This window comes from Salinispora cortesiana (genome assembly GCF_000484695.1).
In the GTDB taxonomy this organism is placed as follows: Bacteria; Actinomycetota; Actinomycetes; order Mycobacteriales; family Micromonosporaceae; genus Micromonospora; species Micromonospora cortesiana.
Window position 1 is genome coordinate 1 of record NZ_AXVR01000090.1, and the last position, 10,240, is coordinate 10,240.

11 protein-coding genes and 1 pseudogene are annotated in these 10,240 nt (G+C 66.9%); 3 read left to right on the forward strand and 9 right to left on the reverse strand.

Annotation, left to right across the window (positions count from 1 at the left end; all coding sequences use genetic code 11):
- Positions 1 to 309, forward strand: a 309-nt coding sequence (locus tag K228_RS0122905; RefSeq protein ID WP_025619910.1) for an ISAs1 family transposase, incomplete at its 5' end; no start/stop codon positions are given.
- A gap of 80 nt (positions 310 to 389) precedes the next feature.
- On the opposite strand, the gene K228_RS0122910 is transcribed toward K228_RS0122905, so the two are convergent.
- The 3 genes and pseudogenes from K228_RS0122910 to K228_RS0122920 all read right to left on the reverse strand — a co-directional run.
- Positions 390 to 1,172, reverse strand: a complete 783-nt coding sequence (locus tag K228_RS0122910) for a bestrophin-like domain (protein WP_025620502.1) — start codon at positions 1,170 to 1,172, stop codon at positions 390 to 392.
- Positions 1,173 to 1,551: 379 nt separating this feature from the next.
- The gene (locus tag K228_RS29820; protein WP_025620503.1) at positions 1,552 to 1,755 is read right to left on the reverse strand and encodes a DUF397 domain-containing protein; all 204 of its coding nucleotides are present in this window, start codon (positions 1,753 to 1,755) and stop codon (positions 1,552 to 1,554) included.
- Positions 1,756 to 2,640 (reverse strand): annotated as a pseudogene (locus K228_RS0122920) (helix-turn-helix domain-containing protein); the annotation flags it as partial.
- A 656-nt stretch (positions 2,641 to 3,296) separates the two neighbouring features.
- Between K228_RS0122920 and K228_RS0122925 the strand changes: the two are divergent.
- Both K228_RS0122925 and K228_RS0122940 read left to right on the forward strand, forming a co-directional pair.
- Entirely contained in the window at positions 3,297 to 3,533 is a 237-nt protein-coding gene (locus tag K228_RS0122925) for a winged helix-turn-helix domain-containing protein (RefSeq protein WP_025620504.1), read from the forward strand.
- Positions 3,534 to 4,385: 852 nt separating this feature from the next.
- On the forward strand, positions 4,386 to 4,784 hold the full coding sequence (locus K228_RS0122940; RefSeq protein ID WP_025620506.1) for a hypothetical protein: 399 nt from the start codon (positions 4,386 to 4,388) through the stop codon (positions 4,782 to 4,784).
- Between the two features lie 64 nt (positions 4,785 to 4,848).
- Here the strand turns inward: K228_RS0122940 and K228_RS0122945 are convergent, their stop codons facing one another.
- The 6 genes from K228_RS0122945 to K228_RS0122970 form a co-directional block, all read right to left on the reverse strand.
- Positions 4,849 to 5,280, reverse strand: coding sequence for a hypothetical protein (locus tag K228_RS0122945; RefSeq protein ID WP_025620507.1), 432 nt, complete (start codon positions 5,278 to 5,280; stop codon positions 4,849 to 4,851).
- 186 nt (positions 5,281 to 5,466) lie between these two features.
- Positions 5,467 to 6,102 (reverse strand): hypothetical protein, encoded by a 636-nt coding sequence (locus tag K228_RS0122950; protein ID WP_025620508.1) that lies wholly within the window; start codon positions 6,100 to 6,102, stop codon positions 5,467 to 5,469.
- A gap of 24 nt (positions 6,103 to 6,126) precedes the next feature.
- Entirely contained in the window at positions 6,127 to 6,387 is a 261-nt protein-coding gene (locus K228_RS0122955) for a hypothetical protein (protein WP_018218703.1), read from the reverse strand.
- Positions 6,388 to 6,448: 61 nt separating this feature from the next.
- On the reverse strand, positions 6,449 to 7,120 hold the full coding sequence (locus K228_RS0122960; protein WP_025620509.1) for a hypothetical protein: 672 nt from the start codon (positions 7,118 to 7,120) through the stop codon (positions 6,449 to 6,451).
- Entirely contained in the window at positions 7,117 to 9,588 is a 2,472-nt protein-coding gene (locus K228_RS0122965; RefSeq protein ID WP_025620510.1) for an FtsK/SpoIIIE domain-containing protein, read from the reverse strand. Before K228_RS0122965 ends, K228_RS0122960 begins: the two co-directional genes overlap by 4 nt.
- Positions 9,589 to 9,953: 365 nt before the next feature.
- Positions 9,954 to 10,240, reverse strand: a 287-nt coding sequence (locus tag K228_RS0122970; protein WP_029723908.1) for a transposase, incomplete at its 5' end; no start/stop codon positions are given.

Sequence of the window (10,240 nt, forward strand, 5' to 3'; positions counted from 1 at the left end):
GACGGTGTCCGCACTAGTAAAGAGATCATCCACGGCATCGTCAGTCTCGACGCCGGACAGGCCGGCCCGGAACACCTCAACCACTACGCCAGAGGTCACTGGACCGTAGAGAACAGCCTTCATTGGACCCGGGATGTGACCTTCCACGAGGACACCTCCCAACTCAGGACCGGCACCGCCCCACGGAACATGGCAGCCTTCCGCAACCTGGCCCTCAACACCTTCCGCCTCGCCGGACGCGCCAACATCGCCCACGCCCGCCGCGACCTACACGACCGCACCGACACCTTCGCCGTCTACGGCATCTAACAAACCATGATCAAAGCGGACGTAAAAGAACAACGCCGGGGCCGTGCCTGTGGGGCGGCACCACGGCTACACGATCAGGTCTAGTCGAAGGCCTTTCCGACCGTATCGTAGGGATCGGCAGATACGTGCATCGTCCCGCGGAAGGGGTCATCCACCCGTTCGACCACGAACAGCAGCAGAGAAATCATGCCCGCAATCGCGGAGACCAGGACCAGGGAGCCGGTACGCGTCCGGGTGGGGATGAGACAGGACATCAGAACGATGGCCACCGCGCCGATCAGGAGCGTGAACCACAGCGTCGAGGGAAGCGCGGCTGTGCTGAAGGTGCTTCGGATCTGGCGGGACTTGCTCCAGTCCTCGAACTCCGACAGGGCGAGGCCGCTCAACTGTTGATCTTTGTCGGAACCCGGCGTGAAGTTGAGGATGGTACGTGAGATTTCTTCCTCAAGTATGCGGTCACCCTCCACGTCTTCCCCGCGCTGGTAGGCCGGCCATGCCTCGTTGACCATGAAGTCGACATACTCGTTCAGCAGGCCCTTGAGCTCGCTTCGGGTGGGCTCCGGATACTCGGACACCACGTTGTGCAGTGCCTTCAGGTCCGCCGCCTCGGTCGCGACCGCCAAGCCCGCCTGGGAGTACGTGCCATACACGGTCAGGGCGGTCAGGACGAGCAGAAGCGCGTAGAGGGTGCCGGTGACCGAGACGGTGTGGGTGCTCAGGTCCAACCACTTGGGCTCGGCGTCGGACAGTTTTTTACCTCGTCCGCGCAGCAGCCAAATACCGAAGACGCCGATTATGAGAAATACTATCAAGAAAATGAGAAAAATGAGCCAGCCCGGCATAAGCTGGTTCCAGCTCCACATGTGGTCACTCCCTGTCGCGGAGACAAAGTCCTGAACGGGATGCTAACGCCCTCGGCCGCTATGCGCCACGATAGACGGCTTCCGGTAACCCACCCCAGGTCAGATGGGGGAGAAGGCGATCAACAGCCTACCGCCGTACGGTGTGCGTAGGAGTGACTTTCCCCGAGGACAAGGAACCGACCGTTTCCTGGCTCGTCGCGCGAGTCGGGGAGGTGTGGCCTGTCAGATGTGAATCAAAGCCGCCGGGCGCTCCGCCTGGCGCGGGAAGTGAATCCGGCTCTGCGCGGTCGAGATGTCACTCCGTTGAGTAGCCGGCCATCCGCTCGACGACAGATGTCACAGCGCCGACCGGGTGGCCGCAGGAGGTCTCACAGCGGTTCTACGGCTGCGAAAACCCGTCCCTCATCTCAGCCAGGAAGTTCGTCCAGGCGGCGCGGTCGAAGACGAGGGCCGGGCCGTTCGGGTCCTTGCTGTCCCGGCACGCCACCGCCCCATCGAGGGCAGCAACCTCGACACACTGGCCATTCCCGCTGGAACGGCTGCTCTTCATCCAGTGGGCATGGGTCAGGTTGGTGGGGGTCATCCCCGTACCTCCTTGAGAGCTGAAGGCGGCGGCTTGCCCGCTGATCAGCTTGATCGAGCTGGTGGGGTCCAATGCGGTAGCACGGAGGTGCTCGAACGTGGTGGCGTAGCGCCGTACATCGGCTTCGCGTTCGAGGAACAGGTCGCCGGCCATGCTGTCGATGTACACGAGGGCGGGGTCGGCTGGATCGGGGAAGTTCATGACCACGAACGATCCCGGCATGCCGGCATGGGCTCCGGTCGCGAACGGGATGACCTGGAGCGTGATGTTCGGCTGTTCACTTGCCTTCACCAGGGCATCGAACTGATCCACCATGACCTTCGTCCCACCAGCCAGACGGTGTAGGACGGCCTCGTCGAGGATCGCCCAGACCCGCAGTGGGTCGGACTTATGGAGTGCCTCCTGGCGCTGGAGTCGGGCCTCCACCCGGGTTTGCACTTCGGCTTCACTGGCGAACGGTAGAACTCCACGGATCACCGCGCGGGCGTACTCCTCGGTCTGGAGCAAGCCCGGGACGAAGAGCGACTCGTAGTTGTGGACCGAGCGGGCTTCAGCTTCGAAACTGATGTAGGTGGTGTACAGCTCGGGTAGCTCCGACTCGTACGTCTGGAGCCAGCCCAGCTGGGTGGCCTGCCGGGACAGGGCGATGAGTTCGCTGCGCTGGTCTTCGTCGGTGATGCCATAAGCGTCGAGCATGGCCATCAGGGTGCGTCGCTGCGGGCGGACCTTGGCCGTTTCGATGCGGTAGAGGGTGGCGGGGTTGATGCTCGTCTGCTCGCTGACCTCTTCGCGAGTGAGGTCGGCTTCGGTGCGGAGTCGGCGTAGTGCTGCCGCGAGTCGCCGGAGGCGCACGGTGGGTGGCTGTCGTCGAGCTGACAACTCCATGTCCCTTCACTCCTGCCGTAGTCGGAGTGTGCCTGTGATGCGGATGCAATGTCTACCCATGCTGGCTGGGTTACCGGTATGCGCAAGCAAGCCTCGCATCCCAGTTCCTAAGGCGGTAGTGCGTGGTCATCATCGGCTGATGCGGTCAATGGAGGCCCCGAAATTGACGAAGGGCTCGCGTTTCGAGAGGCACCGTCGAACCGGCTTCGGAGGTCTCAGTGGAGCGTAGTCCGCCACTCAAGCAGGCAACGTCCGCTGTCGGAGGTTGAGTTGGGGAGGTGACACGGCGGTTCCATCCCTGGTCCTGTTGGTGGTTGCACTGCTCGCCCCGAACCCAGTGGCATCCGGTGATTCGCTCTCGGCAACGATCATCCGAGCGGCCTGGTCCTTTATCGGGATTCGGGGTGGCTGAAGTGCCCCCAACGGTCGGGGGTTCGTTGGGGCCGGCCCCGGCCGGCTGGAGTGGGGGCTCGGTCGGCCGGGTTGGCGTGATGGGAGCTGTCGGGTCTGGCGCTGAGCCATCTCCGGTTTGCAGACCAGGGAGATGGCTTGGGTCAACATAGGCTATCAAGGTAGCCCTAGTCAACGCTCTGGTGCTATCTTGCTCGCGCAGGTTTCCTTGTGATGCAATGGCGGTTGCAGACCAGGGAGATGTAATGCCCACTACCGCCAAGTGGGTGTGGTTGGCTGACCGCATCCGGGAACAGATTGCATCCGGCGAGCTTGCGCCGGGGGCGAGGCTACCGTCGATGACAGAGTTCCGTCGTGATTACGGCGTGTCTCAGATGGTGGTACGCAATGCCGTGCTCGTGTTGAAGTCTGAGGGCTTGATTTACGGGGTCCCGGGCGTCGGGGTGTACGTCGCGGATCGCGATGATGCCCCGTCTGCTTGATCGGCCACGGTGACGTCGATCGGTCACCACGAGGGTCAGCGATGACGCCCATGACCGGCGACCAGGGGCGGATGTTCTTCGACGTGCGTTTCATGGCCATCGGTCGCCGAATCGCCGGGTGAACCAGGTCCAGGTCGAAGCTGTGGAGTTGACGGTCGTCATGCCGGGTCGGCGGCGGGGTAGACGCCCGTAGCGGGCGAAGGTCGCTTCGGCGGTTGCCCGACCTGAACATGGTTCGGGTTGTCGGCACGTAACGCACCGACCGGCGATGCCGGTGACCAGGTGTCGCTCCAGTTCCACCTGCGCGTGGTTGACCTGCTCCATCGCTGCCTGCGTCAGGTATGTGGTAGTCACTTCGCGCCTGCCGACTCGACGATGCCGCACCGACAGTTCGCTTCTGCGGCGCGGACTGCTTGGCCCACCAATGCCTTGGGCGTGCTCACGCGAGTGCACCTCCGCTCGCACCGGTAGCCGGTTTCGAGGTGCGGTGTCTGGCATCGCGGCAACTCGGGCAGTCCAGCGTGTCGCCGCAGGACGGGCACCATCGTTGGGAACGCTTGAACGTCCACATCCCGGCGACCCAGCCGAGAAGTGTGGCCCCCAGGGCGGCCATGGCGAGGGACATCGTCAGCAACCTCCTCATGATCACAATGAGCACTTTCGCCGGTGTGCCTAGGCTATCCTGATAGCCTAGGCTGTGATCTGAGATTACCGATGGAGCTCCCTTTTGGGAACCCGAACCGTGCCGGTGTTCACACCACGGACCACCGCCGCTACCCGTCCAGAGTCCAACAACGCCCACCCACTCGCGTCGGACCGATCCCAGATCCGATCGCACCCGGAGGTAGCAACGTGAGCCTGCCCGATGTCGCCGCTGCCCTGCGAGACCTGCACGTCTCCGTCCATCAACAGCAGGAGATGGCCAAGGCCGTCATCCACGAGGCCGAGAAAGTCCGAGCCGAGTTCCGCGCCCTAACGGCGGGAGCCGCCAACCCCCTGGTCAATCGCGCCTTGGGAAACTACGCCCGAGGGATAGTCAAGCTCCGTGCCGGAGCATGGCTCCTCGCCCAAGCCGGCGGTAGTCTCACCGAGTACGCGCGGCTAGTCGGCGTCCGCCTTCCGCAGCAGCCCGGTGCGGAGGAGCGGAAGGCCGAGGTTCCGGACGAGCGAAGCGACACCCCAGAGCGTCGACGCAACCAACGGTCGTCTCTGTTAGGCAAGCAGAGGCCAGCCGGCGAACCACCCTGTTGACCTGTCAACAGGCCGACGACGATGCTGGCGGCTGGCAGTGCTGCGGCCTGGTCCGCCGGGACGGTCAGCCGCCAGTCTTCGCCACTCCCACGAGGTGCTTTCCGACGAGATCTCCGGCCTGCTTGAGGTTGTCTACACCCTCCTCAAGCTGAACAGGTGCCTGCCGGCAAGCGCGTACCGCGCTGTTGAGAAGGTTGTTCTCTCCGCCGCGACTGACTTTCTGGAAGTGGGCCTGGGCCTTGTTCACGGCGTCGATGGCATCGCCGACGCTACGGCCCACCTGCTCCAACAACCGTAGCGTCGTAATCAACTCCGCTATGACCGAGTCGATCGGGCCACCGCCGCCCCGTCCGGCGGTGATCCGGTCGAGCCCGGCGTTCATCGCGCGACCGACGAGCCCGCCAGCTTTCATGCCGGCATAGGCCGCGCCAACCGCAATCAGCGGAGAGGGGTGGTAGCCGGCAGCGTCCACGGCTGCCGTGGCTGCTATCGCCACCCCACCGCCGGTAGCCTTGCCGATCTTTTCGCTGACGTTTTTGATTCCTTCCCGGGCTGACTCGATAGCGGTATCGCGGAGGGCGCCGGCTGTTGCGGTGAGTGCTCCGGCTGCCTTGGCGCGGGCACCCGGCATCCGCGCGTCTCTTGTTCGCCCCCGGCCCTGTCTTCCCAGCCCGAGCATCGGCTAGCGAACCGGTTCCAGGAATGCGCAGCCGGAAGCAATCAGCATGGGAGTAACGTTCGCGACATCAAGCGCCAGCTCAGCAGCCGTCATCGGATCAACGTCCTCACCGGCGGCTCGCTGTTCATCTGCTAGCTCGGCAGCGAGGACACACGCCTGCCAAAGCGAGCTGACGGTTGAGGAAAACGCCCACAGGTTGTAGACGGTGTAGTTGACCTTGACGTGTGCCTGGCCGTTGTGGCCGATCAGGCGGCGGTCTGGTTCTTCGGGGGTGTTGCCCATCCCTTCGGCGAGTGGGTGGAGCTTGATGCGACGGAACGGCTTCTCCAGCTCACCGTTTGGGTCGAACTCAATCAGTAGGCCGCGGTCGAGGAGCTGGTCGATGACCGGTCCTGGGCTGGCGGGGCCGGCGCCGGCGGCGAGGAGGTCGCGTTGGAGAGTTTCGCGGGTGACCTCCAGGCGGGCGTGGCGCTCGGGGTCGAGGAAGGCGCGCCCCCACACCTGGAATTCGTCATCGGTGAGCTCCTCGGAGTCGTTGCCGAGCCGGACCTCCCAGAACTCCGGGTTGGGGTCGGGTGGGGTGACGTACCGGTAGGAGGGGCCGAGGTTGAGGCCGACGGGGACGATGACGGTGGGCATCGGGGGACCTTCCGGGGTTCGGTGTCAGAGGACGGCGTTGTACTTCTCGGTCTGCGCGACGGCGGCCTGAATCAGGCCGGCGCCCTCGCCGAACTTCTGCTTGGCGGCGGTGAGCTTGCCGATGGCGCCCATGACGGCGGGCTGCTGGGTGCCGGCCGCGAGGGCTTGGAGCACGGCGATGGCCTTGTCGACCTGGGCGTTGACGCCAGCGAGCTGAGCGAGGGCCTTGTCGGCTTCGGTCTTGCCGTGGGCCAGGCCCGCCTTGATGTCTCCGATGGTGGCCATTGAATTCCTCCCTGGGTTGTGGGGTCCAACGCCCTGCCGTCGGTCGCAGGTGCGCCTGGTGTCAGCCGCGGGTCGCGGCGATGAAGATGAACCACAAGATCGGCATGCCGACGAAGCAGATCACCCCGCCGACTTTCCTGGACCGGGTGCCCCCACCCCCGATGCGGGGCTGCCCGACGAGGCTGATCGTGAGATAGCCGGCGAAGAAGGCGAGCGCGGGCAGCCCACACAGGGACCAGGGCACCAGGTGCAATGGGATGCGGCCGAGGTCCTTGTCGGGGCTGAGGGCAAACATCAGCAGCGACGCGAAGGTGCCGACTATCGCCGCGACGGAGTAGACGAGGGCATTGCGGGCCAGCGGGGTGAACCCCGGCAACAACGGTGGCTGGGCTGCTCGCCGGTGGGCGTTCTCGGCGGCGGCGTCGGCGGCGTTGGCGGCGGTTGTCGCCCGCCGCAGCGCCTCGGCCGGGTCCGGTATGGGGCCGGGTGCGACCCGGCCAAACTGTGGGGCGGGCAGGCGTAGGGTGGCGGCGAGATGGTGCAGGTGCTGCCGTTGCGCTGCCACCCGGTGGGTGAGCTGATCCACCGCGGCCTGCCCGTCGCGGCTGGCGGCGGCCTGCTGCTCGCCGCGGGCGCGTTCCTCCTTCAACAGGGTGGACAAGCGGCGGGCGTGATCGGTGTAGGCGGCCCAGCCGCCGTCGCGGGGCAGTGGCGTGTCCGGTTGCTCAGTCATGCGTATTCATCGATCTGGTCGAGGGTGCCGGGGCGCACGTAGGGGACGATGAGGGCGCGACGGTTGTCGTGCCGGTCGATCAGCAGCGCACGGTTGGGGCGGGACTGCCACTCCGAGGCGTAGTCGCCGAGCAGGGAGCTGACCTCGTTGCTGGGCAGGTTCAGGGCGACGAGGCAGGCGACCTCGTTGCCGCCGGTGGGTCCGAGGTCGCTGCTGAACCGGCTCACCGAGCGCCACCAGCCGAGCAGGTGGACACCGTGGGTGGGCCCGTTGGCCAGCACGTCCCGCAGCTCGTCGTGCCCCGAACGGTAGGTGGTGGGGTCGCTGGTGGCCAGCAGGCTGCTGGCGATATCCGCGCCGAAGATCACCAGATGGGTGGTCGGCCCACCGTCGGGAGTGGTCGGCTGGGCGAGCTCCGCCAGTCGCGCCCGAAGCTGGGCCGCGTTGAGCGTCTCGTACGGGTGCCCGGCGGCGGCGACCGCCTCGACGGTGGCGTCGGAGGCCTCGTCGGCGGCGGCGACCAGCGGCGCGATGAGGAACCGGGCCGTGCCGGGCGCGTACTGGCGGGCCAAACTGGCCGTGGCCGCGTAGAGCACGTCGGCCCCGACCGGGGAGGTACCCAGGACCGCCAGGTGGCTGCCCGGGGTCGCGTCGAGGGTGAAACCCGCGGTGGGCAGGCCGACGGCGACGGTCCGGCCGACCAGGGCTCGCCGCCGCCGAACGTCGGGGGTCAGGGCGACGAAGGTGGGATCCTGGTCGGGATGCTGCTCGGCGTAGCCGGCGAAGACCGTCGGCGGGGTGCCACCCGGTCGGCGGGCACTCCAGAGCAGGTGCCGCTGGGTGGCCACCGAACCCGCGTCGGCGTTCGGAAAGCGGATGACCCGGTTCGCCCCCGGAATCCCGGCCGCCGAGTTGATGACCGCCCCGCCGATGGGCAGGTTGTCCGCACCGTCGTTGAGCTGGTCCAGGACACCGCCACCACCGGCGAGGGCGACCCGCAGCGGAAACTGGCCAAAAATTGAGTCGGTCTTGGTGAAGAGCGCCTCCACCCCGGAGATCGTCTGCGACGCCAGGATCAGGTGGACGCCGTACGAGCGGCCCTTGCGCGCCAGCTCCTCGAGGAGCGCCACCGCCTGCTGGGCCACCGCGTCGTTGCCCTCAAACAGCACATGGAACTCGTCGATCACCGCCAGCAGCCGGGGCATCGCCACATCCGGCCGACCGGTCCGCAGATCGGCCAGCTTGGTCACGCCGGCCCGCTTCAGCTCGGTCGCCCGGCGGGTCATCTCCCGCGACAGCGTCCGGAGCACCGCCAACCCGTACTCCCGGTCGGACTCGATGCCGACCGTGTGGGCGTGTGGAATCCAGGACGGGTCCACCACCGTCGGGGTGAACTCCGCGAACGACACGCCCTCCTTGAAGTCCAGCAGGTAGAGCGACAACTCGTCCGGCGAGTAGCGGGAGGCCAGGCCGTAGAGCACGTCGAGGAGAAACACCGTCTTACCCGACCCGGTGCGACCCCCCACCAACCAGTGTGGCGTCGCGTCGTCCAACGCCAGCACGCACTCGGTACGCCCCTCCCGGCCCACCACCGTCCGCAGGCCGTCGATCGACGACTGCTGCCAGATCTCCTCCGGCATCAGCATCGTGAAGTCCGTCGCCGTCTGCACCCGAGCCGACTTCGCCAACCGGCGGCAGACCGCCTCCACCAGCGTGTCCGGCGGGCCGGCGTCCAGTCTTACCGGCACCGCCAACCCCGAGTCGTCCGAGCTGAACCGGTGCTGCCCGGGCGGGTCGGAGACCGCGAACACCCCACCGCTCGAGGCCGTCAGCGCGGTGGTGCACTCCAGGCGCGGTGCCGCGTTCAGCCCGCCCGGATGCGGTGCCGGCGGGTAGCCGGCGAGCAGCAGGAACACCCCGGCCGCCGGGCCCGCGTGCGCGATCGCCGACAGCCGGGACCACTCCCTCCGCCCAGCGCCCTCCGGCATCGCCGCCACGCACACCAGCAGCACCGAAGGATCCGAATCGCCGCCCTGGGCGCGCTCGATTCGCTCCTCCGCCTCGGCCAGCACCTGCTGAAACCCCGGCAGGTCGATCGCCGGACGCGGCCACGCCTCCGCCTCGACCATTTCTCGGAACGGACCGAAAACGGTCCCGAGGGTCGCCCCATCAACGGCCGCGACCTGAAGCACGCCGTCCGGCAACGCCGCCAACACCCGCAGCAGTACGCCGCGCAGCCAGCGCGCCACCGCCGGATCACGGGCGTCACTGTCGACCGCCAGGTGACCGGCGCCCACGAACGGCACCACGACGCTGAACCCGCTCCCCGCCACCGGCGTCGTGTCGCCCAGCCGAATCGGCATTGGACGCCCCAGCGCCGCGTCCACCCCGGTGGGAAGATCCGCAGCCGAACCGTCCAGTCGGCAACCCAGCCAACCGGGTGTCAGCCCCTCGGCGAGCCGCTGCATGCGGGCAGTGAAACGTTGCGCTTCCTCGCGGGCCTGCGCCGAGACGCCGGCTTCCGCAGTGCGGTCGCGCAACCTCGCCCGAGCAGCCTCAATGTGAGAGACGGCATCCCGGTGCGCCGCCACCGCCCGACCGAACGCTGACGCCACCGACTCCAACGCACGCCCCCAGCTCACCGACCACGGCTACTCGCGCAGACCCTACCCAAAGTGGCCACTCCGAGTCAGCCCCCACGTCGCCCTCAGCGACGGCCTCCCTCGGCGGACGGAGTGTTGATCGAGACAGCCCCTCGGCGGACCGCCTTCGACGGTGGGATCCCGGGACTGTGGCGTTTTCCGTGTTTGGCCGTTGGGTGTGATCGAGGTTGTTAGATGGTGATCCGGTCGCCGTAGGCGAGGATCAGGGCGTTGAGGGCCTTGGCCCAACCGTAGACCCGGCCGGTGATGCTCCCACTCTTGCGTTTCTGTTGGACGACGAGGTAGAGGACCTTCATCGCGGCCTGCTCGGTGGGGAAGTGCCCGCGGCGGCGGGCGGCTTGCCGGAACCGGGCGTTGAGGGACTCGATGATGTTGGTGGTGTAGAGGACCTTGCGGACCTCGTGGTCGTAGTCGAGGAACGGCACGAACTGTGGCCATGATGTTCGCCAGAGCCGGA

Excerpts from the sequence above, each read along its gene's own strand:
- K228_RS0122910 (WP_025620502.1), bottom strand. The coding sequence starts at position 1,172 with ATGTGGAGCTGGAACCAGCTTATGCCGGGCTGGCTCATTTTTCTCATT.
- K228_RS29820 (WP_025620503.1), bottom strand. The coding sequence starts at position 1,755 with ATGACCCCCACCAACCTGACCCATGCCCACTGGATGAAGAGCAGCCGT.
- K228_RS0122925 (WP_025620504.1), top strand. The coding sequence starts at position 3,297 with ATGCCCACTACCGCCAAGTGGGTGTGGTTGGCTGACCGCATCCGGGAA.
- K228_RS0122950 (WP_025620508.1), bottom strand. The coding sequence starts at position 6,102 with ATGCCCACCGTCATCGTCCCCGTCGGCCTCAACCTCGGCCCCTCCTAC.
- K228_RS0122955 (WP_018218703.1), bottom strand. The coding sequence starts at position 6,387 with ATGGCCACCATCGGAGACATCAAGGCGGGCCTGGCCCACGGCAAGACC.
- K228_RS0122960 (WP_025620509.1), bottom strand. The coding sequence starts at position 7,120 with ATGACTGAGCAACCGGACACGCCACTGCCCCGCGACGGCGGCTGGGCC.
- K228_RS0122965 (WP_025620510.1), bottom strand. The coding sequence starts at position 9,588 with ATGCAGCGGCTCGCCGAGGGGCTGACACCCGGTTGGCTGGGTTGCCGA.